The following is a 26,940-nucleotide window of genomic DNA, read 5'->3' on the forward strand; positions in this document are numbered from 1 at the left end:
GACACCGATGCGCGCGCCGGGGCGCTGCGCCGGGGGCGCAGATCCTGTCGGCCTACGGTGCTCACGATCCCACGCACGGCCGTCGTCCGGAGGTGCCCCCTTGCCCACGCCGCCGCGGTCCCCCCGGCCCCGCACCGCGCCCCAGCAGCCCCCGCGGCCACCCCGCCGGAGTCCGCGGCCCCCCGCGACCGCGCGCCGCAGGCCCCGCTGGGCCGTGCGCACCGTCACCACGCTGTCGGTCGTGGTGCTCGCCTCCGCCGGGATCGGGCACGCGGTGATCAGCAGCCTCGACGAGGACATCGCCCGGGTGGACCCGTTCCGCGACATGAAGAACCGTCCGGAGGCCGGGCACGGCATGAACATCCTGCTCGTCGGCACCGACGGCCGCGAGAGGATCGGCCGGGCGGAGCGGGAGCGGTACCGGCTCGGCGGGGTCCCCTGCCGCTGCACCGACACGATCATGATCGTGCACATCTCGGAGGACCGGGACCGGGCCAGCGTGGTCAGCCTGCCCCGCGACTCCTACGCCCTGACGCCCCCGCACACCGACCGGGTGAGCGGCGAGCGGCACGAGGGGCACCCCGTCAGACTCAACGCGGCCTACGCGGAGGGCGGACCGCGGCTGACCGTACGCACGGTCGAGAGGATGACCCGGGTGAAGATCGACCACTACCTGGAGGTCGACTTCGCCAGCTTCATGAAGACGGTGGACGTCGTCGGAGGCGTCGAGATCTGCACCGACCGGCGGTTGCGGGACAGCCGCACCGGCCTGGACCTGCCGGCCGGCCGGCACACCCTCCGGGGCGGACAGGCCCTGCAGTACGTGCGCGCCCGCCACGTCGACAGCGCCTCCGACCTCGGCCGGATGAAGCGCCAGCAGCACTTCATGGCGGCGCTGGTGGACCGGGCCACCTCCTCCGGGATCCTGCTGAACCCGATGAGGTTCCGGGACGTGACCCGGGCGGTGCTCGGCTCGGTCCGCGCCGACAAGGGCTTCGGCACCGACGAACTGCTGGACCTCGGCCGGGCGATGCGGAACTTCTCGCCCTCCTCGTCCGAGTTCACGACGGTGCCGATCGCGACGATGGGGTACGCCGTGAAGGGCGTCGGCTCGACGCTGAAGTGGGACACCGGCAGGGCCGAGCACATCTTCGAGGCGCTGCGCCGGGACCAGCCGCTCACCGTGCGCCGGGGGCGCGGCGCGGCGCTGCCCGTGCCGGTCGACCCCCGGCGGATCCGGGTGCAGGTGGAGAACGGCACCCGGACGCCGGGCCTGGGCCGGCGCGTGGACGCGGCCCTGGCGGCGACCGGCTTCGACACCACCCGCGCCCCCGTCAACGCGGCCGACCGCGACGTGCGGCGGACGGTCGTCGCCTACGACCCCCGCTGGGACCGGTCCGCGAAGTCCCTCGCGGCGGCGCTGCCGGGCAGCGAGCTGCGCGCGGTGGAGGGCCAGGGCCCCACGCTGAAGGTGATCGCGGGCGCCGACTTCCGCAAGGCCCGCACGGTGCGGGCGCGGGACCCGGGGCAGGACGAGTTCGGGGCGGTGCGGGGCGACGAGGTGAGCTGCTCCTGAAGCCGGCCCGGGAGGGCCGCCCCGCCGGCGGTCGGCCGGTCGGCCGGGGCGGGGCGGCGATGCGCGGTCCGGCGGCCGCGCGGGGCGGCGGGCGGTCAGTCCTCGAAGCCCTCCGCCGCCCGCTTCTCCCGCAGCTCCATGATCGCCCGGCGGCGCGCCAGCCGGTGGGTGCGGCGGATCTGCGCCTCCTGGTAACGGCGGCTGTCGCGCTCGGTCTCCGTCATCACCGGCGGCACCCGGCGGGGCTTGCCGTCGGCGTCGACGGCCGCGAACACCAGGTAGGCGGAGCCGACCTGGGTGGCCGGCGCGGACTCGTTCCAGCGCTCGGCCAGCACCCGCACCCCCACCTCCATGGAGGTCCGCCCGGTCCAGTTGACCTGGGCCTTCACATGGACCAGGTCACCGACGCGGACCGGCTCGAGAAAGGCCATCTCGTCCATCGAGGCGGTGACCGCCGGCCCCCCGGAGTGGCGTCCGGCGACGGCGCCCGCCGCGTCGTCGACCAGCTTCATGATCACCCCGCCGTGCACCGTACCGAGGAGGTTGGTGTCGGCGTGGGTCATGATGTGGCTGAGGGTCGTACGGGACGCCGAGGTGGGCTTGCCCGGTATGTCGGGACCCTCCGTGCGTGCGGCTGAGGCCTGGTCTGTCATGGCCTCAACCTTATGCCGAGGCCGCATCCGGGGGATTTGTGTCAGCTTCGCAACAGCGCTGCCCTGATTTTCCGACGACCCTTGTATGGCACACCGCCGGGACCTGCACACTGTTGCCCATGAATGATTGGCCCGAGGCACGGTCCGACGACAACCGCGGCGGACGCCGTGGACACGGCAGCGCGAGCGCACGGCCCGAGGGCGCCCGTGTCATGCGGCAGGTCCGCCGCGGCCCGGCGGCCCCTCCCGGGCAGGGCGCGTACGGCGGTGTCCCGCAGCAGCCGTCGTACGTGGACGGCCAGGGCCACGGCGGCTCCGACGGTTACGACAGCGGCTACAACACCGGCCAGGTCTACGGCAGGCCCGGCGGCGGCTCCGGCGGGCCCGGCGGTGGCCCCGGTGACGCCTCACGGCCCGCGCCGGACTGGCGCCGCCGCGTCAAGCTGACGACGATCACCGTCGTGACCGTGCTGGTCGTGACGGCCGTCGGCACGTACTTCTGGGCCGACTCCAAGCTCAACCGCGACGTCGACCTCGCCACGGTCATCGACCGGCCCGAGAAGGGCGAGGGCACGAACTACCTCATCGTCGGCTCCGACAGCCGTGAGGGCATGTCCGACGAGGACAAGAAGAAGCTGCACACCGGGTCCGCCGAGGGCAAGCGGACGGACTCGATGATGATCCTGCACACCGGCGACAACGGCCCGACCCTGATCTCCCTCCCCCGTGACTCCAACGTCACGATCCCGGAGTTCAAGGGCTCCGAGTCGGGCAACACCAGGCCCGCCATGGGCGCGAACAAGCTGAACGCCGCGTACTCCATCGACGGCCCCACGCTGCTGGTGCGGACGGTGGAGTTCAACACCGGACTGCACATCGACCACTACGTCGAGATCGGCTTCGGCGGTTTCGCGAGCATCGTGGACGCGGTCGGCGGCGTGGAGATGGACATCCCGCAGGACATCAAGGACACCAAGTCCGGCGCCGACCTCAAGAAGGGCAAGCAGACCCTGAACGGCGAGGAGGCCCTCGCCTTCGTCCGCACCCGCTACGCGCTGGCCGGCTCCGACCTGGACCGCACGAAGAACCAGCAGAAGTTCCTCTCCGCCCTCGCCAACCAGGTGGCCACGCCGGGCACGGTCCTCAACCCCTTCAAGCTCTACCCGACGATGGGCGCGGGCCTGGACTCGCTGGTCGTCGACAAGGACATGGGACTGTTCGACCTGGCCGGGATGTTCTGGGCGATGAAGGGCGTCAGCGGCGGCGAGGGCAAGTCGCTGAACATGCCGATCTCGGGCAACGCCGCCAACGGCAACCTGCAGTGGGACATGACGAAGGTGAAGACGCTGGTCGGCCAGCTGAGGAACGACGAGAAGGTCACCGTCTCGGGCAACTGAGCCCCGACGCCGGCCGAGGGGCATCCCGGTGCGGGGTGCCCCTCCGCCGTGTCGGCGGGTGCGTCACATCGTGGCGCCCGCCATGGCGCGGCACATCTCCGAACAGCGGCGGCAGGACTCGGCGCAGCGCATCATCCGGTCGTCGTCCGGCAGGGACATGCACGCCTCGGCGCACATGTCGCACGCCTGCGCGCACATCGTGCACATCTCGTTGGCCAGCGGGGAGCGGCGCATCATCATGTCGGCGCACATGCGGGTCATCTCCGCACAGTCCATGAGCGTGCGCATGATCGGCATCTGGGCCTGGCCGCCCATCTGCAGACAGGAGCTCATGGTCTCCTCGCACACACCGTGACAGGACATGCAGGCGTTGACGCAGTCCTGCATCTCCTGGCTCATCGGCTCCGTGGCGGCGGGCTGCTGCTGGGTCATGATTCCTCCCGGGGGAACGGCGGGAGCCGACGACCGGCCCCCGCCCCTCCGTCCTACGCCCCCTGCCCCATGACCACCACAGGAAGGGCCGGATCACCCGGAACCGGGCTTTTTCACGGCAGGTTGCGGGCCATCACGATCCGCTGGACCTGATTCGTGCCCTCGTAGATCTGGGTGATCTTGGCATCGCGCATCATGCGCTCGACGGGGTAGTCACGGGTGTAGCCGTAGCCGCCGAGGAGCTGGACGGCGTCCGTGGTGACCTCCATGGCGACGTCGGAGGCGAAGCACTTGGCGGCGGCGCCCTGGAAGGTGAGATCGCTGTCGCCGCGCTCGGACTTGGCCGCGGCGGCGTAGGTCAGCTGGCGGGCGGCCTCGATCTTCATGGCCATGTCGGCGAGCATGAACTGGATGCCCTGGAAGTCGGCGATCGGCTTGCCGAACTGCTTGCGCTCCTTGACGTAGCCCTTGGCGTAGTCGAGGGCGCCCTGGGCGATGCCGAGGGCCTGGGCGGCGATGGTGATGCGGGTGTGGTCCAGGGTCTTCATCGCGGTGGCGAAGCCGGTGCCCTCCTCGCCGATCATGCGGTCGGCGGGGATGCGGACGTCGTCGAGGTAGACCTCGCGGGTCGGCGAGCCCTTGATGCCGAGCTTCTTCTCCGGGGCGCCGAAGGAGACGCCCTCGTCGGACTTCTCGACGACGAAGGCCGAGATGCCCTTGGACCGCTTGTCCGGGTCGGTGACGGCCATCACCGTGTAGTACTCGGACTCGCCGGCGTTGGTGATCCAGCGCTTCACGCCGTTGAGGACGTAGGTGTCGCCGTCGCGGACCGCCCTGGTCTTCATGCCGGCCGCGTCGGAGCCCGCGTCCGGCTCGGAGAGGCAGTACGAGAACATCCCGTCGCCCTTGGCGAGCGGGGTCAGGTACCTGCGCTTCAGCGCCTCGGAGCCGGAGAGGACCACCGGCAGCGAGCCCAGCTTGTTCACGGCGGGGATGAGGGAGGAGGACGCGCAGACGCGGGCCACCTCCTCGATCACGATGACCGTCGCGAGGGCGTCCGCGCCGGCGCCGCCGAACTCCTCGGGGACGTGGACGGCGTGCAGATCGTTCGCGACCAGGGCGGCGAGCGCCTCCTTCGGGAAGCGGGCCTCCTCGTCCACGGCGGCGGCGTACGGCGCGATCTTCGCCTCGGCCAGCGAGCGGACGGCGTCGCGGAGCATGTCGTGCTCCTCGGACGGGCGGTACAGGTCGAAGTCAGCCGATCCGGCCAAGGTCTCTCACGCTCCAAAGCTGCGATGCTGGGCATGCTAACTACCGTTAAGTAACCACAATTTTAGGGCGTGCTCCGCGTCGGTGGATAGGTGAGGTGGGCGACAGTCGGCCGAGGGCCCCGCGCACCCGGCGGATATGCTCGGGCGCGCACTGCCTGCCGTAGACCCCTGGAGCACCCATGGCCCTCAAGATCACCGTGATCGGCACCGGTTATCTCGGCGCGACCCACGCCGCGGCCATGGCGGAGCTGGGGTTCGAGGTGCTGGGCCTCGATGTCGTACCGGAGAAGATCGACAAGCTCCGGCGCGGTGAGGTCCCGATGTACGAGCCGGGGCTCGAGGAGCTGCTGCGGCGGCATGTGGCCGGGATCGAGGGATCCACCGGGCGGCTGCGGTTCACCATGGACTGGGCCGAGGTCGGGGAGTTCGGCGACGTCCACTTCGTGTGTGTCAACACGCCGCAGCGGCACGGCGAGTACGCCTGCGACATGTCGTACGTCGACTCCGCGATCGCCTCGCTCGCCCCGCACCTCAAGGGCCCCGCGCTGGTCGTCGGCAAGTCGACGGTGCCCGTGGGCTCGGCCGACCGGCTGGCCGCCTACCTGGCCGAGCACGCCCCGGCCGGCGAGGACGCGGAGCTGGCGTGGAACCCCGAGTTCCTGCGCGAGGGCCTCGCCGTCCGGGACACGCTGCGCCCGGACCGGATCGTGGTGGGCGTGCGGAGCGAGCGGGCGGAGAAGCTGCTGCGTGAGGTGTACGCCACGCCGGTCGAGGAGGGCTCGCCGTTCGTGGTGACCGACTTCCCGACCGCGGAGCTGGTGAAGACCTCCGCGAACTCCTTCCTGGCCACCAAGATCTCGTTCATCAACGCGATGGCCGAGCTGTGCGAGGCCACGGGCGGTGACGTGGCCAAGCTGGCGGAGGCCATCGGCTACGACGACCGGATCGGCGCGAAGTTCCTGCGGGCCGGGATCGGTTTCGGCGGCGGCTGCCTGCCGAAGGACATCCGGGCGTTCATGGCGCGCGCGGGCGAACTGGGCGCGGACCAGGCGCTCACCTTCCTGCGGGAGATCGACTCGATCAACATGCGCCAGCGCGGCCGGATGGTGGAGCTGACCCGGCAGGCGCTGGGCGGCGGGCCGTTCCTGGGCAGGCGGGTGGCGGTGCTGGGCGCGACCTTCAAGCCGGACTCGGACGACGTACGGGACTCCCCGGCGCTGAACGTGGCCGGGCAGATCCACCTCCAGGGCGGCCAGGTCACGGTGTACGACCCGAAGGGCATGGACAACGCCCGCCGCATCTTCCCGACGCTGGGGTACGCCGACTCGGCGCTGGAGGCGGTGCGGGGCGCGGACGTCGTACTGCACCTGACGGAGTGGCGGGAGTTCCGCGAGCTGGATCCGGCGGAGCTGGGCGAGGTCGTGACCGAGCGGCTCGTGCTGGACGGGCGCAACGCGCTCGACCCCGAGGCGTGGCGGCGGGCCGGGTGGCGCTACCGCGCGATGGGGCGCCCCGCCGCCTGACGCGGACCGTGCGCGGGAACGGGTGACGCCGGTTCGGCCGAGGCTCAGTCGGCCGAACCGGCGTCCCGCCGCATTCTGCCCCACCGGGCGCCGGCGGGGTGCGGCTACACGTCCTTCGCCCGGTACCGGCGCATCCTCGCGCGGGCGCCGCACAGTTGCACGGTGCACCAGCGGCCGCGTCCGGCGGGGCTGCGGTCGTAGTACGCCCCGTGGCAGCCGGCGGCCTCGCAGGCCTTCAGCCGGTGCCAGGTGCCCGCCGTGACCGCTGTCGCTCCAGCGGTGGGCGCGGTGGTGGGCGGCTGTCCGATGAGGTCGAGGCGATCGGTCAAGAGGTTCTGTGCACCCGGTACCTGACGCGGCAGCGCCGAACCGTGGCGGCGGTCTACCGCGAGATCACGCGCCAGTGCCGGGCTCGCGGCCTGCGGGTTCCCTCATGGGGAACGGTGCGGCGCCGGATCGCGCGGCTGGACCCGGTTGGCTCCATCAGCGCGCGGGAGGGAAGCGAGGCGGCCCGTCGGCTGCGGTCGGCGGGCGGCGTGCCGCCGGAGGTCACTGAGGTGTTGGAGCAGGTCCAGGTCGACCACACGCCGGTGGATGTGATCGTGGTCGACGAGCAGCACCGGCTGCCGATCGGCCGGCCGTATCTGACGGCGGCGATCGATGTGGTCAGCCGGTGTGTGGTGGGCCTGGTGGTGACGCTGGAGGCGCCGTCGGCGACCTCGGTCGGGCTGTGCCCGGCGCATGCGGCCACCGACAAGCGTCCGTGGCTGGAGCGGCTGGGGGGATGCGGTGTGACCGATGAGCGGCAAGCCGCGCGAGCTGTATGTGGACAACGCCGCGGAGTTCAAGAGCGAGGCCCTGCGCCGTGGCTGCGACCAGCACGGCATCAATCTGCGCTGCCGGCCGCCCGGTCAGCCGCACTTCGGCGGGATCATCGAGCGGCTGATCGGCACGATGATGGAGATGGTCCACGAGCTGCCGGGCACTACGTTCTCCAGCACAGCCGAGCGTGGCGCCTACGACAGCGACGCCAAGGCCGTTTTGACCTTGCGGGAGTTGCAGCGGTGGCTGGCCCTGGCGGGGGCCTGCTACCACGGCCAGGTGCACGAGGCGCTGGGCCGTACCCCGGTGGGGGTCTGGGCGGAGGTGGCCGCGGCGTCCCCGCCGGTGATGGTGACCAACGAGACGGCGTTCTTGGTGGACTTCCTGCCGGTGGTCCGCCGGACATTGTCGCGATCGGGGTTCGTCATCGACCACGTGCAGTACTACAGCGACGCGCTGAAGCCGTGGATCGCCCGCCGCGAGCGGCTGGGCCGCTTCGTCCTGCGCCGTGATCCGCGGGACATCAGCCGCATCTGGGTCCTGGACCCAGACCAGGGCGCCTACGTGGAGATTCCCTACCGGACGCTGTCGAGGCCGCCGATCAGCGCGTGGGAGCAGAAGGCCGCCGTCGCGCGGCTGCGCGAGCTGGGCCGCGCCGAGGCCGATGAGAACGCCCTGTTCGCCATGGTGGCGCAGATGCGCGAGATCACCGAGGCCGCTGCGGCCAGCACCCGCAAGGCCCGCCTCGACCGCCAGCGCCGCACCGAGGCACCGCCCGGTCCCCGGCCGGCAGCGCTGCCGAAGCCGCCCGTTCCGCACGCTGGCCAGGACGCTGTGGTCCAGCCGTTCGAGGTGATCGAGCAGTGGTGAGCGAGGACGGGCCGGTGGACCTGTCGCACCTGCACCCGGCCGCGCAGCAGATCGCGCGGCTGCCGGACGCCGAGCGGCTGCGGTACGTGCGGGCGGACCGGTGGATCGGCTACCCGCGCGCCACCGAGGCACTGGAGCGATTGGAGACGCTGCTGGCCTGGCCGTCCAAGCAACGCATGCCGAACCTGCTGCTGATAGGACCGACCGACAACGGCAAGTCGATGATCGTTGAGAAGGCTGCGCTGCTTGCTGGACGAGGTCAGCCTCTCCCTGAGCGGCCGAAGCAGCCACGGCCGAGCCACGCTGGAACAGGTCTGGCAGGCCGCCGGCCGCGAAGAGCGCGCCGGGCTGACCACCTGGCGGCCCTACGAACACCTCAAGCCCGGCGTCCAAGAGGCGATGCTGCACGCTGCCGGAACCGCCCTGCACCTGGTCGCCGATGGGACCGTCATCGCTTTCGGCCGCCTCGCCTCCACACTGCGACGGGAGCACCGGTACGTCTACGACGGCGACCGGCTCTCCCCGCACCGCAGCTCCTGGCAGGAGGTCATGGCCGAGATGGAGGCGGCGCTCGCCCTGGCGCGGACCGACCGTGACGCCGCCCGGCAGCTCTTGACGCGTGCATCCCCAACGACCGGATCTACGTGGACAAGAAGAGCGGAGCCACCGTCGAGCACCCCGGCCTGGCCGACCTGCTCGCCTACGCCCGCCCCGGGGACACCGTCGTCGTGCACACCCTCGACCGGCTCGGCCGCAACCTGCGCGAAGTCCTCAACCTCGTCCACGACCTCGACGAGAAACAGATCGGCGTGCGCTCCCTTGCCGACCCCTTGCCGATCAACACCGCCGACGAAGGCATGGCCCGCATCGCCTTCCTCCTTCTGGCCCTGTTCGCAGAGATGGAACGCACCTTCACCGCCGAACGCGCCGCCCATGCCCGCACCGTCGCCGAAGCCGCCGGCCGCCGCATCGGCCGACCGGTCGCCCACCCCGCCGAGAAAATCGAATATGCGCGCCTGCTGAAAGCCCAGGGCACCAGCTACGGCGAGATCAGCGCCAAGACCGGCATCCCGAAGACCTCCCTGCACCGCTATCTGCAAGAGTGAGCCGCGGCATCAGACGGAGAGCCGTCACCGATCTTGCTCACGGTCTTTGCCCGGCATCCGAGCAGTGTTCTTGACCCTCACACCGTGTCAGGCGGTCAACTCGGAGACATCATGTTCACCATCGGAGACTTCGCCCGGCACGGCCGCGTCTCGGTCCGGATGCTGCGTCATTACGACGCGACCGGCCTGCTGCGCCCGGCCCACGTCGACCCGGCCACCGGCTACCGCTACTACACAGCCGCCCAGCTGGCCCGCCTCAACCGCGTCATCGCGCTCAAGGACCTCGGCTTCACCCTCCAGCAGGTCCAGGCGATCCTGGACGAAAAGGTGACCACCGAGGAGCTGCGCGCCATGCTCCGGCTGCGGCGCGCCGAGCTGGAGGCGGCGATGACGGCCGCGGCGGCCCGGCTGGCCCAAGTCGAGGCGAGGCTCCGCTCGATTGAGAGCGAGGGGCAGATGCCCAGCAACGATGTTGTACTGAAGAGCCTGCCGAGCGTGCGGGTGGCCGAACTGACCGGAGTGGCACCAGACTTCGACACCATCGGCCCGGTCATCCAACCGCTGTACGACGAACTGTTCCGGCGTCTGGAGGCGGCGGGCATCGCCCCCTCCGGGCCCGGGGTCGCCTACTACGAGGACGCGCCGGACGGCGGGATCCTCATTCACGCGGGCGTCGAGGTCTCCGCGCCCCTCAGCGAAGACGACGGGCTGCAGATCGTGGACCTGCCGCCCGTCGAGCAGGCGGCGACCGTCATGCACCGCGGCTCGATGGAGACCGTCCTGCCCACCGTCCAGACCCTCGGCCGCTGGATCGACGCCAACGGCTACCGCTCGGTCGGCTACCCCCGAGAGATCAACCTGGAATGCCCCGACAACCACGACGAGTGGGTCACCGAACTCCAAGAACCGGTGAGCAGGGCCTGACAAGAGAAGAGCCAGCCAGGCTCTCCTGGCTGGCCCCAGCGTGATCCGCCATCAGCGAGTGCAGACGACTTCGGGCATCTGCGCAGCCGACTTCGAAAGCTGACAAGAAGACGTTCCGGAAGATGCTCCACGAGTCGGCGGCCCGCGCCGATGAGGTGCTGTGCCTGAACGTGGAGGACCTATATCCGCATATCCGCAGGACAAGCGCGGCAGGATCACCGCCAAGGGCGGGGCGGTCGAGTGGATTCACTGGCAGTCCGGCACCGCCCGGCTTCTGCCCCGACTGATCGCCCGTCGCACCCGCGGCCCGCTGTTCCTCACCGACCGCAAGGCCCCGACCGGAACACCCACGCTGGACGTGTGCTCCGAGACCGGCCGGGCCCGGCTCTCCTATCGCCGGGCCGAGAAAATCTCCAAGGAGAACACCCGGCTACTGGCCAACCCTCTCGCCTCGCCCGAGGACATCGAGGACCTGAACGGCTGGACGCTCCATCGGCTACGCCACAGTGCCCTGACACACGACGCCGAGGGCGGCACCTCCGCCCCGATGCTGCTGACCCGCTCCCGCCACGCATCCGTCCGCTCCCTGGAACGCTACGCCCGCCCCAGCGTCGACGCAGTCGCCCGGCACGTCGATCACCCTTGAGCGGCGACGGCAGGGACACCTGACGAGCCGTTCGGGCGCTGTCGCGAGGCGGGGAACGAGCCGAACGTAGGCAACCATCCCGACGGTCCTCACCAAGGTCTGGGGCGCCACGACCGCCGCGGCCGCAGCCATGCCGTCCGGCATGGGCCGACGCCTCGCCGAACCGCTGGCGTATCGCTTAGCGGGGCCTGAGTCCGTCGACGACGACGTCCAGCATGCGGTTCAGTTGGGGGCGCTGCTCGGGTGCGCCGGCCACGGAGAGCAAACCGGCGAGGATGCCGCCTACCTCGACCGGGTCGATGTCGCTGCGCAGTTCTCCTGCTGTGGCACCGGCCTCGAGCACCATCGCCAGGACTTGCTGGACCTCGTCGCAGACCGGTCCGGTGCCGAAGCGGCCGGAAGCGCTCATGGCGACCAGGGCCTCGCAGATGCCGCGTCGTTCGCCGGCCCAGTCGGCGAATCGGAGCATCCACGCGTGGAGGGCCTGTGCGGGCGGCTTGGTAGCCAGCAGGGTGCGCGCGTCTTCGCGCAAGGGGCGGATCTGGTCCCGGTAGACCTCTTCGACCAGATCCTCTCGGGTGGGGAAGTGCCTGTACAGGGTGGCGTTCCCCACTCCCGCGCGTTTGGCGATCGCGTCCAGCGAGATCGGGCGTCCGGAGGCGAAGGCTTCGGCGGCCGTGGCGATCAACTGCTCGCGGTTGCGCTGCGCGTCGGCGCGCAGGGTGCTGCGTGGAGGTGTCATGACCTTCGCGATCGTGAGTGTCGGATGAGGCTCGGGAACGATTCGGGGATGTCCCCGGTTCAGTGTACGGTGAGACAACCGGGGAGTTCCCCGATTACGGGTGGTCTCACCCATCGCTTCAGCGACGAAAGGTTTGCCATGCCTACAGCGGTCATCACCGGGGGGACGACCGGGATCGGCAGAGCGACGGCCGAGCTGCTGCACGCCCGCGGCTACCAGGTCGCGGTCACCGGCCAGAATCCCGAATCCCTCGCGCGGGCGCAGTCCGAGCTCCCCGGTGACGTGCTCGTCGTCCGATCCGACGGGCGCGTGCTCTCCGACACCGACGCCCTGATGTCGGCGGTGTCGGCGCGGTTCGGATCGTTGGACCTGCTCTTCCTCAACGCCGGGATCTTCCGTCCGGCACCGGTTGCCGAGGTGACGGAGGAATCGTTCGACGAGCACGCCGACCTCAACTTCAAGGGCCAGTACTTCACCCTCCAAAAGGCCCTTCCCCTCATGAACGACGGCGGCTCGATCGTGCTGACCGTCGGCATCGGATCCCGTCGCGGCACCCCTGGCGCCACGGTGGGGGCGGCGACACGCGGCGCGCTGCTGGCCATGCTGCCCTCCCTCGCGCTCGAACTGGCCCCACGCAGGATTCGCGTCAACGCCGTGAGCCCCGGGGCCACCGACACCCCGCTGCTCAACAAGCTGGGGGTGCCCGAGAGCGGCCGGGACGCCATGCGTTCGAAGATCCCCTTCAAGCGCTTCGGAACCAGCCAGGAGGTCGCGGAAGCAGTCGCCTTCCTCGCCTCGGACGCCGCCGGCTACATCACCGGCCAGGACATCACCGTGGCCGGCGGCTACGGGCTCGGCGCCTGAAACCCGGGCGAGTCGACCACCAATCCGCACCTCTCGAACGCCACGAACCGCACCTCACAGGAGAACACGATGGCACTCACTCTCGACACCTATCGGCTGCTGGGCCGCTCCGGACTCCGGGTCTCACCGCTGGCGCTGGGCACGGCGACCTTCGGCACCGAGTGGGGCTGGGGCGCCGAGCGCGACGAGGCGCGCAAGCTCTTCGACCGTTACACCGAGCTCGGCGGCAACTTCTTCGACACCGCCAGCACCTACACCAACGGCAGCTCCGAGCGACTGCTCGGCGAATTCGCCCGCACCAACCGCGACAAGATGGTGCTGGCGACGAAGTACTCGACGCTGCGTCAGCCCGGTGACCCGAATTCCGGGGGTACCCACCGCAAGAGCATGCTGGCGTCGGTGGAAGCCAGTCTGCGGCAGCTGAACACCGACTACATCGATCTGCTCTACGTGAACGTATGGGACTTCAGGACGCCGGTGGAGGAGATCCTGCGGGGCCTGGACGACCTGGTGAGGCAGAGCAAGGTGCTGTACGTGGCGATCTCCAGCGCCCCGGCCTGGCAGGTGTCGCGCATGCAGGCGATCGCCGACCTGCGCGGCTGGTCACCACTGGTCGCACTGGAGACCGAGTACAGCCTGATCGAGCGCACCGCGGAGCGTGACCTGATCCCGATGGCACGCGAGATGGGACTCGGCGTGGTCCCCTTCTCCCCATTGGGCGGCGGGGTGCTCACCGGCAAGTACAGCCGGGAGGACCAGAACCAGGCGGGCTCCGTTGTCGGCGAAACCGCCAGCAACCGCAAGAGCCTCAACGTCGCCCTGGGATGGGTCACCGACCGCAACCTTGCCATTGCCGATGTGGTGAAGGAGGTGGCCTCGGAACTAGGCCGCACACCCGCCCAGGTCGCACTGGCCTGGACCCTGAACACCCCGGGCGTGACGGCACCCATCATCGGCGCCCGCACCATCGCGCAGCTGGAGGACAACCTAGGTGCTCTGCAGGTCGACCTCACTCCTTCCCAGCTGGCCCGCCTCGACGAGGTCAGCTCCATCGACCTCGGCAATCCGCACGACCTGCTCGCCAGCGATCACATCCGCACGGTCACCACAGGCGACATGAAGATCGAAACCCTCGGCTGATTCGCTTCATGAATGGCGACATCCAGACATATCGACATGTTTTTGATGATGGAACGGAGCAACCTCGGTATGGGTAGGTACAGCGACAAGAATGTGGTGATCACGGGTGGCAGCAGCGGCATGGGGCTCGCGCTGGCGGAGCTGCTGGTGCAAGGCGGAGCCCGCGTGGTGATCACCGGCCGTTCTCAGGCCAAGCTCGACGCGGCACGCGAGCGGCTCGGCGAGAATGCCGTGGCTGTCCGGGCGGATGTGGCCTCACTGTCCGACCTGGATATGCTCGTCGGCCGTGTAAAGAGCGAGCTCGGCTCGATCGAGGCATTGTTCGTCAACGCCGGCATCTCACCCCTCACGCCCCTCGAGTCGACGACCGAGGACGTGTACGACGAGCTGTTCGCGATCAACGTCAAGGGCGCCTTCTTCACTGTGCAGAAGCTCGCTCCGCTGCTGAGCGCGAACGCCGGCATCGTCCTCACCACCTCGATCGCGAACGTCATCGGCATGGTGGACACCAGCGTCTACGCGGCCGGCAAGGCGGCGCTGCGCTCGATGGCCCGCACCTTCTCCCGGGAGCTGCTTCCGCGGGGAATCCGTGTCAATGCGATCAGCCCGGGTCCCATCGACTCGGGGATTCTGGAAACGATGAACTTGTCCAAAGAGGCCGCTGACCAGTTCAGGGCGGAGCGGACCGCGAGCAACCCTATGAAGCGCTACGGCACCGTCGAAGAGTTCGCCAAGGCGGCCGCATTCCTCGCCTTCGATGCCACGTACACCACCGGCATCGAGCTGGCCGTGGATGGCGGCGAAACCCAGCTCTGAGCTCGTCTGCCGTCCCGCCACGGGCGTAAGGCCCGCTACCACGGCGGTTTCAGCGGGGAGCTGCAACACGTGGTCGTGTCGATCAGGCCGCGAGCAGTTTATGCAGGCGCTCGGCTGGGGTTTCCCAGCCGAGCGTTTTGTGTGGGCGGCCATCGAGTTCGACGGCGACGGCGTCAAGATGCTCGCACCAGGAGGTTGTCGCGGCCCACAAAGACACGCCGACTGCACCTTCCTCCGTGAAGTGGACACCTGTTTGTGTCGTTATGCGGCGAGGGTGCTGGTGACCAGATGCTGTTCGTAGGCGATCGGAGCCCCAGCTCCTCACCCCAGGGCCGCCGCCGGTCTACCCTCGGGGGCGCGCGGCCCGGGCACGGCGTCCCGGGCGGTCAGGTCCAGGTCGAGGCGTCTGTTCATGCCCAGCTCGAACCGGCCGTAGGGATTCACATGGGTCCACAACAGCGGGGGGAGCGCCCGCCGGTCCGCGTCGGTGAGTGTGTCAGACCACTTCGGATCGGCGAGGACCTGCTGCATCAGCAGCGTGTTGACGTGGACCAGGGCGGACTGGAGCAGATGCAGCGCGAGCATCGATACCTCCGGGGACTCCTTAACGACGGCTCAGCGCCCCAGGGCGGCGGTTCAGCCGTCCAGGGCGGCGAGGGTCGCCGTCGACGGCGGGCGGCGCTGCTGGGCCGTGTGTGCGGCGAAGTCGGCGCCGCGCAGTACCCGCTGGACGTTGCCCCAGGTCAGCAAGCCGACCTCGGAGTCGTCCCAGCCGCGCCGCAGCAGCTCCGCGATCAGCCTCGGGTAGCAGGAGGTGTCGTGCAGTTCCTGCGGGTGGGCGCTGCCGGTGTCGTAGGTGCCGGACAGGCCGACGCACTCCGGGCCGGCGAGGGTGCGGATGTGGTCGAGGTGGTCGGCGACGTCCCGCACGGTCGGGCCGGCCTGCTCGGCGGTCAGCGGCACCATGCACAGGCCCTTGGCCTCCCCCACCTCGGCGAGCAGGTCGTCGGGGAGGTTGGCCGGGTGGGGGCGCAGTGCGCGGGCGGCGGAGCGGCTGAACAGCACGGGCGCCCTGGAGACGGTGAGGACGCGGCGGACCACCGGGGTGGAGGCGTGGGAGAGGTCGGCGATCATGCCGATGCGGTTCATCTCGCGGACGACCTCGTCGCCGAACCGGGTCAGTCCGGCGGGGCCCGCCCAGGAGACGCCGGTCAGGGTGAGCACCCGCAGCCCGTGGTCGTGCAGGGCGCGCAGCACGCTCAGGGAGTCGCCGAGGGCGGCGGCCCGGACGGGCCCGAACAGGACGGCGACCCGGCCGCAGTTGCGGGCGTCGGCGAGCTGGCCGACGGTGCGGGCCGGACGCAGACTCTCGTCGTGGGCGGCGAGGACCGCCTTCGCCAGGTCCAGCTGCTCCAGGGCGGCGACGACGGGCCGGTCGGCGTCGGCGTCGTCCTCGGGCAGGTGCAGCGACCAGAAGACGGCGCCGACCCGGCCCCTGCGCAGCCGGGGCACATCCGCGTCGACGGCGCTCTCGCCGAGGTCGAGGTCGTACCAGGCCAGCCGGCTCAGCGCCCGGGGCAGCCCGCTGTAGCCGTCGGCGACGGGATGTGCGGCCAGGACGGCCCGGGCCCGGGTCAGCGGGGCGTCGTCGGGGTCGGAGACGGGTTCGCCGGTATCCGGCGCGACGACGACCGCCTCCTCGGGGCAGGGCGGGCCGGGCTCGTCGGCCCGGCCGACCTCGGCGGCGGGGTACAGGTCGTCCTGGAGATCGGCCATAACGGGCTCCGTACGTCGTGACCCGGGCGCGTGCCCGCGCGTGGGCGTTCGCAGTACGGTCACCGTCGCACGCCGCTCCCGCGTCCCTCCTGGTGAACGCGGCGTTCGGGGGACGACGCCGGATCGGCGCGGGCGGCCGTGCGGGCGTGTGCCGGCCCCGGGCGGCCCGCCCGCGCGTGACGCGGGCGCTCAGTCCCCGGTGCCGTCCAGCGACTCGAGGGTGGCGTGGGAGGGGGCGCGGGCCGATCGGAGCTCGCGTGCCACGTCCTCGGCGGCGCCCAGCACCCGGACCGCGTTCTGCCAGGTCAGCTTGGACAGGTCGGTCCTGGACCAGCCGCGGTCGAGCAGCTCGGCGATCAGGTTCGGGTAGGCGGAGACGTCGTTCAGGCCGTCGGGGGTGAACGCGGTGCCGTCGTAGTCGCCGCCGATGCCGAGGTGGTCGATGCCGGCGACCTCGCGCATGTGGTCGAGGTGGTCGGCCACGGTGGCGGCCGTGGCGACGGGGCGGGGGTGGGCCTCCTCGAAGGCGCGGTGCACCTCCATCGCCCCGGCGGTGGTGTCGAGGTGGTGGAAGCCGTGGGCGCGCATGTTCTCGTCGGCCGCGGCGGTCCAGTCGACGGCCGCCTGGAGCACGAACTTCGGCACGAACGTCACCATCGCCATGCCGCCGTTGGCGGGCAGCCGCTCCAGGACGTCGTCGGGGATGTTGCGCGGATGGTCGCACACGGCCCGGGAGGACGAGTGCGAGAAGATCACCGGCGCGGCGGACGTGTCCAGCGCGTCCCGCATCGTCGTCGCCGCCACGTGCGACAGGTCGACCAGCATGCCCTCGCGGTTCATCTCCCGCACGACCTCCCGGCCGAAGGCCGACAGGCCGCCGACGCCGGGCTCGTCGGTCGCCGAGTCCGCCCACGCCACGTTGTCGTTGTGGGTGAGGGTCAGGTAGCGCACGCCGAGCGCGTACAGGGCGCGCAGGGTGGCCAGGGAGTTGTCGATGGAGTGGCCGCCCTCGGCGCCCATCAGGGAGGCGATCCGGCCCTCGGCGCGCGCGGCCTCCATGTCGGCGGCGGTCAGCGCGGCCCGCAGCTCCCCGGGGTGCCGGTCGAGTAGCCGCCGTACGCAGTCGATCTGCTCCAGCGTCGCCGTCACCGCGTCCGGCAGGTCGGAGCGGACGTACACCGACCAGTACTGCGCGCCGACCCCGCCGGCCCGCAGCCGGGGGATGTCGGTGTGCAGATGGGCGCTCTGGTCGCCGGCGATGTCGCGGGCGTCCAGGTCGTAGCGGACCTGCTCGCGCAGGGCCCAGGGCAGGTCGTTGTGCCCGTCGACGACGGGGAACTCGGCCAGCAGCGCGCGGGCCCGGCCGAGGGACGTCACGGGGCTCACTTCCCGAAGCCGAAGCCGCCCGCGGACCCTTCGGCCCTGGAGCGCAGCCGCTTGCCCTTCTCGGTGGCCTGGTCGTTCAGTTCCTGCTGGAACTCCCGCATCCGGCCGAGGAGTTCCTCGTCGTGGGCGGCGAGCATGCGGGCCGCGAGCAGGCCCGCGTTGCGGGCGCCGGCCACCGACACCGTGGCGACCGGGACACCGGCCGGCATCTGGACGATGGACAGCAGCGAGTCCATGCCGTCGAGGTACTTCAGCGGCACGGGCACGCCGATGACCGGCAGCGGGGTGACCGAGGCGAGCATGCCGGGGAGGTGGGCGGCGCCGCCCGCGCCCGCGATGATCGCCTTCAGTCCGCGGTCCGCGGCCTGCTCGCCGTACGCGATCATCTCGCGGGGCATGCGGTGCGCGGAGACGACGTCGACCTCGTAGGCGATCTCGAACTCGTCGAGGGCCTTGGCCGCGGCCTCCATGACGGGCCAGTCGGAGTCCGACCCCATGACGATGCCGACAACTGGGCTCATTCGGTGATCGTGCCTCTCAGGTATCCGGCTGCGTGACGGGCGCGCTCCAGCACGTCGTCCAGGTCGTCGCCGTAGGTGTTGACGTGGCCGACCTTGCGGCCGGGCTTCACGTCCTTGCCGTACATGTGGATCTTCAGCTGGGGGTCGCGGGCCATGCAGTGCAGGTACGCGGAGTACATGTCCGGGTAGTCGCCGCCGAGGACGTTGACCATGACCGTCCACTTCGCGCGCGGGCGCGGGTCGCCGAGCGGGAGGTCGAGGACGGCGCGGACGTGGTTGGCGAACTGGGAGGTGACCGCACCGTCCATCGACCAGTGGCCGGAGTTGTGCGGGCGCATCGCGAGTTCGTTGACGAGGATGCGGCCGTCGCGGGTCTGGAACAGCTCCACGGCGAGGTGGCCGACGACGCCGAGTTCCTTGGCGATGTTCAGCGCCATCTCCTCGGCCCTCAGCGCGAGGGAGTCATCGAGGCCGGGCGCGGGGGCGATGACGGTGTCGCAGACGCCGGCGACCTGGCGGGACTCCACCACCGGGTAGGCGACGGCCTGGCCGTGCGGGGAGCGGACCACGTTGGCGGCCAGCTCGCGCACGAAGTCGACCTTCTCCTCGGCGAGGACGGGAACACCGGCCCGGAACGGCTCGGCGGCCTCCTCGACGGAGTCGACGACCCACACGCCCTTGCCGTCGTAGCCGCCGCGGACGGTCTTGAGGACGACCGGGAACCCGTCGCCCTCGGCCGCGAAGGCGGCCACGTCCGCCGGATCGGTGACGATGCGGTGCCGGGGGCACGGCACGCCGATCGCGTCGAGTCTCGCGCGCATCACGCCCTTGTCCTGGGCGTGCACCAGCGCGTCGGGGCCCGGGCGGACGGGGACGCCGTCCGCCTCCAGGGCCCTGAGGTGCTCGGTGGGCACGTGTTCGTGATCGAAGGTGATCACGTCACAGCCGCGCGCGAACTCGCGCAGCGTGTCCAGGTCGCGGTAGTCGCCGACGACGACATCACCGACGACCTGCGCCGCGGAATCCTGCGGAGTGTCACTGAGAAGCTTGAACCTGATGCCGAGCGGGATGCCCGCCTCGTGTGTCATACGAGCGAGCTGCCCCCCGCCGACCATGCCGACTACCGGGAACGTCACGCTCCCAGGGTATCGGCCACGCCGCGGTGGCCGAATCCCGCCTGCCCGGCGGGACGGTCACCGGTCACCGGCTCGGTCCACAGGAAGATCGCGCGGGTGGGTGGTTAGCATGGCGGAGTTGACGCAACCGACGGACGGGAGCCTGCAGGCGATGGAACGCGGTTCCCAGGGAATCCGGCGCCTCTTCCGCGAAGTGGCCAAGTTCGGCGCGGTGGGCGGAGTCGGCGTGCTGGTCAACCTGGGCGTGTTCAACCTGGTGCGGCAGGTGACCGACCTCCAGGTGGTGCGGGCGAGCGTCATCGCGACGGTCGTCGCGATCGTCTTCAACTACGTCGGCTTCCGGTACTTCACCTACCGCGACCGCGACAAGTCCGGGCGGACCCGGGAGATGTCACTGTTCCTGCTGTTCAGCGCGATCGGCCTGGTGATCGAGAACGGCGTGCTGTACGCGGCGACCTACGGTTTCGGCTGGGACAGCCCGCTGCAGAGCAACGTCTTCAAGTTCCTCGGCATCGGCGTCGCCACCCTGTTCCGCTTCTGGTCCTACCGCACGTGGGTCTTCCGTGCGCTGCCGGTGCGGGAGCCGGGGACGGGGGCCCGCGACGCGGCGGTCGCGGAAGGCGGGAGGCCGGACCGCCGCCCCACGCAGCGGGTGCCGTAGCCCGTCGCCCGGGCGACGGACCGTGCCAGGGCCGCCCGAGCGGGGGCGCGGACGGTGCGATGTCCTCCCGGCCGGCGGCGGGATGTTTCTCCGGCCGGTCGGCGGACCGTGCGACGCCCCTCCGGCCGGTCAGCGGACCGTGCGGCGGTTCTCGTCGTGCGAGGACCGCTGCGGAGGGGTCCGGGAGAGGAACAGGCCGAAGACGGCCGGTTTGGCCTGGAGCATCTCCAGCCGACCGCCGTCCGCCTCGGCGAGGTCCCGCGCGACGGCCAGGCCGATGCCGGTGGAGTTGTGGCCGCTGATCGCCCGTTCGAAAATCCGTGAGCCCAGCTCGGCGGGGACGCCGGGCCCCTCGTCGGTGACCTCGACGACGACCTGGTTGCCGGTGACCCGGGTGCGCAGGGCGACCGTGCCGCCCCCGTGCATCAGCGAGTTCTCGATCAGCGCCGCCAGCACCTGGGCCACCGCGCCCGGCGTGCCCACCGCCCGCAGGTGCCGCTTGCCCGAGGTGACGATGGCGCGGCCGGCGCTGCGGTACGCGGGGCGCCACTCCGCGAGCTGCTGCGTGATCACCTCGTCGAGGTCGAAGGTGACCGCGGAGCCGGTGCGGGGGTCCCGGGAATTGGTCAGCAGCCGCTCCACCACGTCCGTCAGCCGCTCCACCTGCGTGAGCGCGATCGTGGCCTCCTCCTTCACCGTGTCCGGGTCGTCGGTGAGGGTGATCTCCTCCAGGCGCATGGACAGTGCGGTCAGCGGGGTGCGCAACTGGTGGGAGGCGTCGGCGGCCAGGCGCCGCTCGGCGGTCAGCATGCGGGCGATGCGCTCGGCGGAGCGGTCCAGCACGTCCGCGACCCGGTCCAGCTCGGGAACGCCGTAGCGGCGGTGGCGGGGGCGCGGATCGCCGGAGCCGAGCCGTTCGGCGGTCTCGGCGAGGTCGGTCAGCGGGGAGGCGAGCCGGTTGGCCTGGCGGACCGCCAGCAGCACCGCCGCGATCACCGCGAGCAGCGCCACCAGCCCGATGATCAGCAGCGTGCGGCCGACCTCCCGGGTCACCGAGGAGCGCGGCTCCTCGACGGTGACCGTCTCGCCCTCCTCGCCGGGTGCCGAGGCGCTGATGACGTCGCCGTCCGGCTTGGTGCCGACCTCGATGGGCGGCTTGCCCGGGATCCGGATGACGGCGTACCGGTCCCCGGTGACCTGGTTGCTGAGGATCTCGGCGGTGACCTGGTCCTCGACGATCAGCCGGCTGTCGACGATGCTGGCCAGTCGCACCGCCTCGGACTCCACGCGCTCCTGGGCGCTCCCGGTGATCGTGCGGGTCTCGACGATCACCAGGGAGACGCCGAAGACGGCGATCACGACGAGCACCACGGCGAGCGTGGACTGGATCAGACGGCGGCGCATGTCCTCTTACCCACGGGCGGACCCCGGCGGGGGTCAGCTCTTCTCGAAACGGAAGCCCACGCCGCGCACGGTCGCGATGTAGCGGGGGTTGGCAGCGTCGTCGCCGAGCTTCTTGCGCAGCCAGGAGATGTGCATGTCGAGCGTCTTGGTGGAGGACCACCAGGTGGTGTCCCACACCTCGCGCATCAACTGGTCGCGGGTGACGACCCGGCCCGCGTCCCGCACCAGCACCCGCAGCAGGTCGAACTCCTTGGCGGTGAGCTGGAGCTCCTCGTCGCCCATCCACGCCCGGTGCGACTCGACGTCGATGCGCACGCCGTGGGTGGCGGGCGGCTGCTGGGGCTCGGTGGCGCCGCGCCGCAGCAGGGCGCGTACCCGGGCGAGCAGTTCGGCCAGCCGGAACGGCTTGGTGACGTAGTCGTCGGCGCCCGCGTCCAGGCCGACGACCGTGTCCACCTCGTCGGCGCGTGCGGTCAGGATCAGCAGCGGGACCGTGTGCCCCTCGGAGCGGAGCCGGCGGGCGACCTCCAGGCCGTCCATGCCGGGCAGTCCGAGGTCGAGCACCACCAGGTCGACGCCCCCCTGCATTCCGGCGTCGAGTGCGCCGGGGCCGTCCTCACGCACCTCGACTTCGTAGCCTTCCCGGCGCAGGGCACGGGCCAGCGGCTCCGAAATGGACGCGTCGTCCTCGGCGAGCAGTACTCGGGTCATGCCAGTGATGGTAGTCCCGCCGCGGCGGGACCAGGGGCGTGATCACCAAGCCCGGCCCTACCTCGCGCACACCCGTTTCTCACCTTGACGCCCCTGGGGTGGACCTGCGGCCGTGGGGGGTGATCCCGGGTAAGACCTTCGAATGAGTGATCTAGGTTCCATTGAAACCTGTGATCCGCATCTCAAGTCCTTCCATATCCGGCACTGACCTGCCGTATGGTGAATCAACGCATGTTGCACCATGGGGGCCTTTGGCGCAGTTGACGCCGAAGGTCTCTTTTGTGTGCGGGCCGGTTTCCGCCGGCCCCGGAAGGAACGACCTGTGGCCGGGCCTCACCGCGCATGGACGCGCGGAGGAGGCGTGGATCCCGGTGGTCGCCGTCCGCCGCCCCCGCGATCCGGGGTGGCCTCCCCCGGGCGTGGGGCGGACGGCACGGCCCGCCGGTGCCGGCCGCCCCCCACCGGGCGCGTACACGTTCGCGTGACGCGTCCCGACCAGCAAGGAACGACCATGGCGTCCAGCCTGACGAAGGACTCGGTCACCCCGGGCACCCCCGGGTCCGAGAAGACCTTCTTCGGCCACCCCCGCGGACTGGCCACTCTCTTCATGACCGAGATGTGGGAGCGGTTCTCCTACTACGGCATGAGGGCTCTGCTCCCGCTGTACCTCGTCGCGCCGGGCGGTCTCGCCCTGAACGCCGGCACCGCGACGGCGATCTACTCGGTGTACGTGTCGCTGGTGTACCTGCTCGCCATGCCCGGCGGCTGGTTCGGCGACCGCGTCTGGGGTCCCCGCAAGACCGTCGCCGTCGCCGGCGTGGTCATCATGCTCGGCCACCTCACGCTGGCCCTGCCCTCCTCGGGCACCTTCTACGCGGGTCTCGGCCTGGTCGCCATCGGTTCGGGTCTGCTGAAGGCCAACATCTCCACGATGGTGGGCCACCTCTACAAGGGTCCGGACGACCCGCGCCGCGACGGCGGCTTCACCGTCTTCTACATGGGCATCAACCTCGGTGCCTTCGCCGCGCCGCTGATCATCGGCACCGTCGGCGAGAGCGTGAACTGGCACCTCGGCTTCGCGCTCGCCGCGCTGGGCATGGGCCTGGGCCTGGTGCAGTTCCTGCTGGGCAGCCGCCACCTGGACGCGCACTCCAGCGTGGTGCCGAAGCCGCTGTCGGCCGAGGAGAAGTCCTCGACGCTGCGCAAGGCCGCGCTGTGGGCGGGCATCGCCGTCGTCGCCTACGCCGCCCTCGGCCTGTCCGGCACCTACACGCTGAACTGGGTCCTGGTCCCGCTGACGCTGCTCGGCGTGATCATTCCGGTGACGGTGCTGGTCCGCATCAAGCGCGACAAGGACCTGGACCGCGCCGAGCAGTCGAAGATGTCCGCCTACGTCTGGTTCTTCGTCGCCGCCGCGATCTTCTGGATGATCTACGACCAGGGCGGCTCGACCCTGTCGCTCTTCGCCGACTCGTCGGCCGACAACCGCGTCCTCGGCTGGGCGTTCCCGGTCTCCTGGTACCAGTCGGTCAACCCGGTCCTGATCATGGCGCTGGCCCCGGTCTTCGCGTGGTTCTGGCTGGCGCTGAACCGGCGCGGCAAGGAGCCGAGCACGATCGTGAAGTTCGCCTCCGGTCTGGTGCTGGTCGGCGCGTCCTTCTTCCTCTTCCTGGCCCCGCTGTCCATCGCCGAGGGCGGGCACAAGGCCGCGGCGCTGTGGCTGGTGGCGATCTACTTCACGCAGACCGTCGGCGAGCTGCTGCTCTCCCCCGTCGGCCTGTCGGTCACCACGAAGATGGCGCCCGCGAAGTACGCCTCGCAGATGATGGGCGTCTGGTTCCTGGCCGTCACCGCCGGTGACGCCACGACCGGACTGCTCTCCCTCGCCGGCGTCGACCTGAACAGGACGGGCATCGTCGCGATGGAGGCCGGCCTGGCCGTAATCGCCGGTGTCGCGGTGTGGGCGTACCGCAACAAGGTCAAGTCCCTCATGGGCGACGTCCGCTGAGCCGTCCCCCGGGGAACGGCGAAGGGCCCCGCGTCCGGTGGACGCGGGGCCCTCGCGCGGGGTGCGGGCGGGGCGTCACCGCGGGTGCGGCAGGCAGGCGAGGACCGCCCCGCGGGACGGACGGGGCGGGACGGACCGTGCGTCACCGCAGGACAGGCGGGACGGAGCGGATTACGCGGGAGTCCCGAGTTCCGCCCAGACCGTCTTGCCGGCGACGTCCGGGGTCCGTACGACCCCCCAGTCCAGGCAGAGCCGCTGCACGATAAACATGCCGTGGCCACCGGGCCGGCCCGCCCGGTGCGGGGTGCGCGGGGCCGGCTGGCCCGTGCCCCGGTCGGTGACCTCGAGCCGGATCACCTTGTTGTCGCAGGTGATGGCGAGATGGTCCGGCCCTTCGGCGTGCAGGCAGGCGTTGGTGACCAGTTCGGAGACGACGAGCAGGACGTCCTCGGCGGCGGCCCGCCGGTCCGCGGTGGCGGCGGGCAGCCAGCCCCACGCGTGCAGCGCCTGCCGGGTGAAGTCGCGGGCGAGCGGAACGACCCCGCTCTCCCCGTCGAAGCTCAGCCGGCGGACCCGGCCGCCGTCCGGGGCCCCCGTGGCACCCGGAGTCCCCGGTGGCCCGGTCCGCGCGGTCACGCCACCGTCGGGCGCGCTCCCCGCCGGCACGCCGCCCCCGGGCACCCCGGAAGCGCCGCCGGGTTCCGGACCGCGGTCGCCCGGCGAGTAGGGCCGGGTGGTGCTCATCAGCGCTTCACCTCACCGTGTCACCAGTTCAGGATTCAAAAAATTCCGTCCTCGATCAGTCACGCGCGCACGACGCATCCGGTTCTGGGCGCCCTCGCGGCCACCGGGACCGGAACGTTCACGTTGTCTCCTGCCCGGGCCGACCCGGCGGACACCCCCGTTTTCACGCGGAAACGCGCCACGGAAGAACCCCTCCGGCAACGGGAGCGGCGGAGCGCCCCGCCGGGCCTGCCCGCGCGGGTCACGCCGAATCGTCGGCCAGGGCCGCCTCGAGCGTGTCGTGGACGGCGAACACCGCGTCCGCGCCCGTGATCTCGAAGACCCGCGCGACCACGGGCTGCATGCCCACGAGATGAACCCCGCCCCCGGCCGCCTCGGCCTTCAGCCGGGCACCGAGCAGCACGTTCAGCCCCGTGGAGTCACAGAACTCCAACCGGGAGCAGTCGATGACGAGCCGCTTGAATCCCTTGGCGAGGCAGTCCTCCAGTGGCTCCCGCAACAGATCGGCGGTGTGGTGATCCAACTCACCCGCCGGAGTCACGACGGCACTGGGGCCCTCTTCTCGCACCTCGACCAGAAGCCGGCCCGACTGTGCGCTGCCGACCGTCCCGCGGTCCATGCCGTCTCTCTCTCCCGACGTCGTGGCTGCTTCCTGACGCCCTCGAACATTACGCCCTCCGGCCACGCTCCGACACCCGAACAATCGCGCACAAACGGACATATGCCAACAGAGCGCACTTGCGGTGGGCTCCGGAAAGCGGGTAGGGCTAGTAAGAACACGTACCCGACACCACGGCCGGCTTTGGAGGCGCCGCACACCGCAGTGCACGTATCGGCTTCGGCAGCCATATGCCGAGAACGATGGAGGACATCATGTCACCCCGGCTCGACGCATCGCCTACCCGGAAAGCGACGTCGGCACTCCCACCGGAACATCTGCACCCCCTCGAGCAGGACGACATGAGTGTCGTCCCGGACGACCTGCTCGCAGGTCTTCCGGAGATCCCCCCGTACGACGAGGTGGGCCCGGTCGACGCGCGGGCCCTGTCCAAGACCCTCTTCGAGCGCCTGGAGTCGCTGGAGGAAGGCACTCACGAGTACTCGTACGTACGCAACACGCTCGTCGAACTGAACCTCGCCCTGGTGAAGTTCGCCGCCTCCCGGTTCCGCTCGCGCAGCGAGCCGATGGAGGACATCATCCAGGTCGGCACCATCGGCCTGATCAAGGCGATCGACCGTTTCGAGCTGTCGCGCGGTGTGGAGTTCCCCACGTTCGCGATGCCGACCATCATCGGTGAGATCAAGCGCTTCTTCCGCGACACCTCGTGGTCCGTGCGCGTGCCGCGCCGGCTGCAGGAGCTCCGGCTCGACCTGGCCAAGGCCGGCGACGAACTGGCCCAGCAGCTGGACCGGGCGCCGACCGTGGCCGAACTGGCCGAGCGTCTGGGCATCGGCAACGACGAGGTGGTCGAGGGCATGGCGGCGTCGAACGCCTACACCGCCTCCTCGCTGGACGCCCAGCCGGAGGAGGACGACGCCGAGGGCGCGCTGGCGGACCGCATCGGCTACGAGGACCACGGACTCGAAGGCATCGAGTACGTCGAGTCGTTGAAGCCGCTGATCGCCGAACTGCCGCCGCGGGACCGGAGGATCCTGTCCCTGCGCTTCGTCGCGGGCATGACCCAGTCGGAGATCGGCGAGGAGCTGGGCATCTCGCAGATGCACGTCTCCCGCCTGCTGTCACGGACGCTGGTCAAGCTGCGCAAGGGGCTGACCGTCGAGGAGTGACGGGACCGCGTCCCGCGCCCCGT

The 26,940-nt window shown here is 70.8% G+C and carries 25 protein-coding genes and 3 pseudogenes; 14 read left to right on the plus strand and 14 right to left on the minus strand.

Translation table 11 applies throughout. The features are described from left to right. Positions 1–214: 214 nt before the first annotated feature. Positions 215–1,576 carry an LCP family protein gene (locus ACF07S_RS07015; RefSeq protein WP_391973623.1) on the plus strand — a complete coding sequence of 454 codons (1,362 nt, stop codon included), beginning with the start codon at positions 215–217 and terminating at the stop codon, positions 1,574–1,576. 95 nt (positions 1,577–1,671) lie between these two features. Here the strand turns inward: ACF07S_RS07015 and ACF07S_RS07020 are convergent, their stop codons facing one another. Continuing rightward, complete coding sequence (locus ACF07S_RS07020) at positions 1,672–2,229, minus strand: acyl-CoA thioesterase (protein WP_391963534.1); 558 nt, start codon at positions 2,227–2,229, stop codon at positions 1,672–1,674. Positions 2,230–2,441: 212 nt separating this feature from the next. Here ACF07S_RS07020 and ACF07S_RS07025 point away from each other — a divergent pair, with 212 nt between their 5' ends. Next, the gene (locus ACF07S_RS07025; RefSeq protein ID WP_391973803.1) at positions 2,442–3,626 is read left to right on the plus strand and encodes an LCP family protein; all 1,185 of its coding nucleotides are present in this window, start codon (positions 2,442–2,444) and stop codon (positions 3,624–3,626) included. A gap of 63 nt (positions 3,627–3,689) precedes the next feature. Here ACF07S_RS07025 and ACF07S_RS07030 read toward each other — a convergent pair whose 3' ends face one another. Together ACF07S_RS07030 and ACF07S_RS07035 are read right to left on the minus strand one after the other, a co-directional pair. Continuing rightward, a complete protein-coding gene (locus tag ACF07S_RS07030) occupies positions 3,690–4,058 on the minus strand; it encodes a four-helix bundle copper-binding protein (protein WP_391963535.1) in 369 nt (122 codons plus the stop codon). 113 nt (positions 4,059–4,171) lie between these two features. Then, entirely contained in the window at positions 4,172–5,329 is a 1,158-nt protein-coding gene (locus tag ACF07S_RS07035) for an acyl-CoA dehydrogenase (RefSeq protein ID WP_391963536.1), read from the minus strand. Between the two features lie 179 nt (positions 5,330–5,508). Between ACF07S_RS07035 and ACF07S_RS07040 the strand changes: the two genes are divergently transcribed. Continuing rightward, entirely contained in the window at positions 5,509–6,852 is a 1,344-nt protein-coding gene (locus ACF07S_RS07040; RefSeq protein ID WP_391973624.1) for a UDP-glucose dehydrogenase family protein, read from the plus strand. 104 nt (positions 6,853–6,956) lie between these two features. On the opposite strand, the pseudogene ACF07S_RS07045 reads toward ACF07S_RS07040, so the two are convergent. Continuing rightward, a pseudogene (locus ACF07S_RS07045) lies at positions 6,957–7,130 on the minus strand (CGNR zinc finger domain-containing protein); the annotation flags it as partial. Here ACF07S_RS07045 and ACF07S_RS07050 point away from each other — a divergent pair. The 5 genes and pseudogenes from ACF07S_RS07050 to ACF07S_RS07070 all read left to right on the plus strand — a co-directional run. Then, positions 7,122–8,544, plus strand: a pseudogene (locus tag ACF07S_RS07050) (Mu transposase C-terminal domain-containing protein); the annotation flags it as partial. The pseudogenes ACF07S_RS07045 and ACF07S_RS07050 overlap by 9 nt on opposite strands. A gap of 86 nt (positions 8,545–8,630) precedes the next feature. Beyond that, positions 8,631–9,140: a TniB family NTP-binding protein gene (locus ACF07S_RS07055; RefSeq protein WP_391973804.1), complete on the plus strand. Its 510-nt coding sequence runs from the start codon at positions 8,631–8,633 to the stop codon at positions 9,138–9,140. A 42-nt stretch (positions 9,141–9,182) separates the two neighbouring features. Beyond that, complete coding sequence (locus ACF07S_RS07060; protein WP_391963925.1) at positions 9,183–9,650, plus strand: recombinase family protein; 468 nt, start codon at positions 9,183–9,185, stop codon at positions 9,648–9,650. A gap of 111 nt (positions 9,651–9,761) precedes the next feature. After that, positions 9,762–10,574 carry a MerR family transcriptional regulator gene (locus tag ACF07S_RS07065; protein WP_391963538.1) on the plus strand — a complete coding sequence of 271 codons (813 nt, stop codon included), beginning with the start codon at positions 9,762–9,764 and terminating at the stop codon, positions 10,572–10,574. A gap of 160 nt (positions 10,575–10,734) precedes the next feature. After that, positions 10,735–11,220: a site-specific integrase gene (locus tag ACF07S_RS07070; protein ID WP_391973625.1), complete on the plus strand. Its 486-nt coding sequence runs from the start codon at positions 10,735–10,737 to the stop codon at positions 11,218–11,220. Positions 11,221–11,398: 178 nt separating this feature from the next. Here ACF07S_RS07070 and ACF07S_RS07075 read toward each other — a convergent pair whose 3' ends face one another. Further along, positions 11,399–11,962: a TetR/AcrR family transcriptional regulator gene (locus tag ACF07S_RS07075; protein WP_217235502.1), complete on the minus strand. Its 564-nt coding sequence runs from the start codon at positions 11,960–11,962 to the stop codon at positions 11,399–11,401. 138 nt (positions 11,963–12,100) lie between these two features. On the opposite strand from ACF07S_RS07075, the gene ACF07S_RS07080 reads away from it, so the two are divergent. The 3 genes from ACF07S_RS07080 to ACF07S_RS07090 all read left to right on the plus strand — a co-directional run bounded on the left by ACF07S_RS07080 (position 12,101) and on the right by ACF07S_RS07090 (position 14,782). Continuing rightward, a complete protein-coding gene (locus tag ACF07S_RS07080) occupies positions 12,101–12,826 on the plus strand; it encodes an SDR family oxidoreductase (protein WP_366056245.1) in 726 nt (241 codons plus the stop codon). Positions 12,827–12,895: 69 nt separating this feature from the next. Beyond that, the gene (locus ACF07S_RS07085) at positions 12,896–13,966 is read left to right on the plus strand and encodes an aldo/keto reductase (RefSeq protein ID WP_391963540.1); all 1,071 of its coding nucleotides are present in this window, start codon (positions 12,896–12,898) and stop codon (positions 13,964–13,966) included. A gap of 69 nt (positions 13,967–14,035) precedes the next feature. After that, on the plus strand, positions 14,036–14,782 hold the full coding sequence (locus ACF07S_RS07090; RefSeq protein WP_391963926.1) for an SDR family oxidoreductase: 747 nt from the start codon (positions 14,036–14,038) through the stop codon (positions 14,780–14,782). 321 nt (positions 14,783–15,103) lie between these two features. Here the strand turns inward: ACF07S_RS07090 and ACF07S_RS07095 are convergent. The 5 genes and pseudogenes from ACF07S_RS07095 to ACF07S_RS07115 form a co-directional block, all read right to left on the minus strand. Then, a pseudogene (locus ACF07S_RS07095) lies at positions 15,104–15,373 on the minus strand (Tn3 family transposase); the annotation flags it as partial. 45 nt (positions 15,374–15,418) lie between these two features. Next, positions 15,419–16,558 carry a dipeptidase gene (locus tag ACF07S_RS07100; RefSeq protein WP_391973626.1) on the minus strand — a complete coding sequence of 380 codons (1,140 nt, stop codon included), beginning with the start codon at positions 16,556–16,558 and terminating at the stop codon, positions 15,419–15,421. 189 nt (positions 16,559–16,747) lie between these two features. Beyond that, complete coding sequence (locus ACF07S_RS07105; RefSeq protein WP_391973805.1) at positions 16,748–17,935, minus strand: dipeptidase; 1,188 nt, start codon at positions 17,933–17,935, stop codon at positions 16,748–16,750. Positions 17,936–17,940: 5 nt separating this feature from the next. Next, positions 17,941–18,465 (minus strand): 5-(carboxyamino)imidazole ribonucleotide mutase, encoded by a 525-nt coding sequence (gene purE / locus ACF07S_RS07110; RefSeq protein ID WP_391963542.1) that lies wholly within the window; start codon positions 18,463–18,465, stop codon positions 17,941–17,943. Continuing rightward, complete coding sequence (locus ACF07S_RS07115; protein WP_391963543.1) at positions 18,462–19,601, minus strand: 5-(carboxyamino)imidazole ribonucleotide synthase; 1,140 nt, start codon at positions 19,599–19,601, stop codon at positions 18,462–18,464. Before ACF07S_RS07115 ends, purE begins: the two co-directional genes overlap by 4 nt. A gap of 151 nt (positions 19,602–19,752) precedes the next feature. Here ACF07S_RS07115 and ACF07S_RS07120 point away from each other — a divergent pair, with 151 nt between their 5' ends. Further along, positions 19,753–20,262 carry a GtrA family protein gene (locus ACF07S_RS07120; protein WP_391963928.1) on the plus strand — a complete coding sequence of 170 codons (510 nt, stop codon included), beginning with the start codon at positions 19,753–19,755 and terminating at the stop codon, positions 20,260–20,262. Positions 20,263–20,391: 129 nt separating this feature from the next. Here the strand turns inward: ACF07S_RS07120 and ACF07S_RS07125 are convergent, their stop codons facing one another. Beyond that, complete coding sequence (locus ACF07S_RS07125) at positions 20,392–21,666, minus strand: ATP-binding protein (protein ID WP_391963544.1); 1,275 nt, start codon at positions 21,664–21,666, stop codon at positions 20,392–20,394. A gap of 33 nt (positions 21,667–21,699) precedes the next feature. Beyond that, complete coding sequence (locus ACF07S_RS07130; RefSeq protein ID WP_391963545.1) at positions 21,700–22,377, minus strand: response regulator transcription factor; 678 nt, start codon at positions 22,375–22,377, stop codon at positions 21,700–21,702. Positions 22,378–22,888: 511 nt separating this feature from the next. Here ACF07S_RS07130 and ACF07S_RS07135 point away from each other — a divergent pair. After that, on the plus strand, positions 22,889–24,385 hold the full coding sequence (locus tag ACF07S_RS07135) for an oligopeptide:H+ symporter (RefSeq protein WP_391963546.1): 1,497 nt from the start codon (positions 22,889–22,891) through the stop codon (positions 24,383–24,385). 171 nt (positions 24,386–24,556) lie between these two features. Here the strand turns inward: ACF07S_RS07135 and ACF07S_RS07140 are convergent, their stop codons facing one another. Then, on the minus strand, positions 24,557–25,129 hold the full coding sequence (locus ACF07S_RS07140) for an ATP-binding protein (RefSeq protein ID WP_391963547.1): 573 nt from the start codon (positions 25,127–25,129) through the stop codon (positions 24,557–24,559). A 241-nt stretch (positions 25,130–25,370) separates the two neighbouring features. Beyond that, on the minus strand, positions 25,371–25,748 hold the full coding sequence (locus ACF07S_RS07145) for an STAS domain-containing protein (protein WP_030821652.1): 378 nt from the start codon (positions 25,746–25,748) through the stop codon (positions 25,371–25,373). A gap of 242 nt (positions 25,749–25,990) precedes the next feature. Between ACF07S_RS07145 and ACF07S_RS07150 the strand changes: the two genes are divergently transcribed. Beyond that, positions 25,991–26,917 carry an RNA polymerase sigma factor SigF gene (locus ACF07S_RS07150; protein ID WP_391973627.1) on the plus strand — a complete coding sequence of 309 codons (927 nt, stop codon included), beginning with the start codon at positions 25,991–25,993 and terminating at the stop codon, positions 26,915–26,917. Positions 26,918–26,940 lie beyond the last annotated feature (23 nt).

The sequence above is a fragment of the Streptomyces sp. NPDC016640 genome, from assembly GCF_043076215.1.
In the GTDB taxonomy this organism is placed as follows: domain Bacteria; phylum Actinomycetota; class Actinomycetes; order Streptomycetales; family Streptomycetaceae; genus Streptomyces.

Excerpts from the sequence above, each read along its gene's own strand:
- ACF07S_RS07065 (WP_391963538.1), top strand. The coding sequence starts at position 9,762 with ATGTTCACCATCGGAGACTTCGCCCGGCACGGCCGCGTCTCGGTCCGG.
- ACF07S_RS07145 (WP_030821652.1), bottom strand. The coding sequence starts at position 25,748 with ATGGACCGCGGGACGGTCGGCAGCGCACAGTCGGGCCGGCTTCTGGTC.
- ACF07S_RS07150 (WP_391973627.1), top strand. The coding sequence starts at position 25,991 with ATGGAGGACATCATGTCACCCCGGCTCGACGCATCGCCTACCCGGAAA.
- ACF07S_RS07080 (WP_366056245.1), top strand. The coding sequence starts at position 12,101 with ATGCCTACAGCGGTCATCACCGGGGGGACGACCGGGATCGGCAGAGCG.
- ACF07S_RS07125 (WP_391963544.1), bottom strand. The coding sequence starts at position 21,666 with ATGCGCCGCCGTCTGATCCAGTCCACGCTCGCCGTGGTGCTCGTCGTG.
- ACF07S_RS07100 (WP_391973626.1), bottom strand. The coding sequence starts at position 16,558 with ATGGCCGATCTCCAGGACGACCTGTACCCCGCCGCCGAGGTCGGCCGG.
- ACF07S_RS07120 (WP_391963928.1), top strand. The coding sequence starts at position 19,753 with ATGGAACGCGGTTCCCAGGGAATCCGGCGCCTCTTCCGCGAAGTGGCC.
- ACF07S_RS07020 (WP_391963534.1), bottom strand. The coding sequence starts at position 2,229 with ATGACAGACCAGGCCTCAGCCGCACGCACGGAGGGTCCCGACATACCG.
- ACF07S_RS07040 (WP_391973624.1), top strand. The coding sequence starts at position 5,509 with ATGGCCCTCAAGATCACCGTGATCGGCACCGGTTATCTCGGCGCGACC.
- ACF07S_RS07130 (WP_391963545.1), bottom strand. The coding sequence starts at position 22,377 with ATGACCCGAGTACTGCTCGCCGAGGACGACGCGTCCATTTCGGAGCCG.
- ACF07S_RS07075 (WP_217235502.1), bottom strand. The coding sequence starts at position 11,962 with ATGACACCTCCACGCAGCACCCTGCGCGCCGACGCGCAGCGCAACCGC.
- ACF07S_RS07140 (WP_391963547.1), bottom strand. The coding sequence starts at position 25,129 with ATGAGCACCACCCGGCCCTACTCGCCGGGCGACCGCGGTCCGGAACCC.
- ACF07S_RS07085 (WP_391963540.1), top strand. The coding sequence starts at position 12,896 with ATGGCACTCACTCTCGACACCTATCGGCTGCTGGGCCGCTCCGGACTC.
- ACF07S_RS07025 (WP_391973803.1), top strand. The coding sequence starts at position 2,442 with ATGCGGCAGGTCCGCCGCGGCCCGGCGGCCCCTCCCGGGCAGGGCGCG.
- ACF07S_RS07135 (WP_391963546.1), top strand. The coding sequence starts at position 22,889 with ATGGCGTCCAGCCTGACGAAGGACTCGGTCACCCCGGGCACCCCCGGG.
- ACF07S_RS07090 (WP_391963926.1), top strand. The coding sequence starts at position 14,036 with ATGGGTAGGTACAGCGACAAGAATGTGGTGATCACGGGTGGCAGCAGC.
- ACF07S_RS07030 (WP_391963535.1), bottom strand. The coding sequence starts at position 4,058 with ATGACCCAGCAGCAGCCCGCCGCCACGGAGCCGATGAGCCAGGAGATG.
- purE (WP_391963542.1), bottom strand. The coding sequence starts at position 18,465 with ATGAGCCCAGTTGTCGGCATCGTCATGGGGTCGGACTCCGACTGGCCC.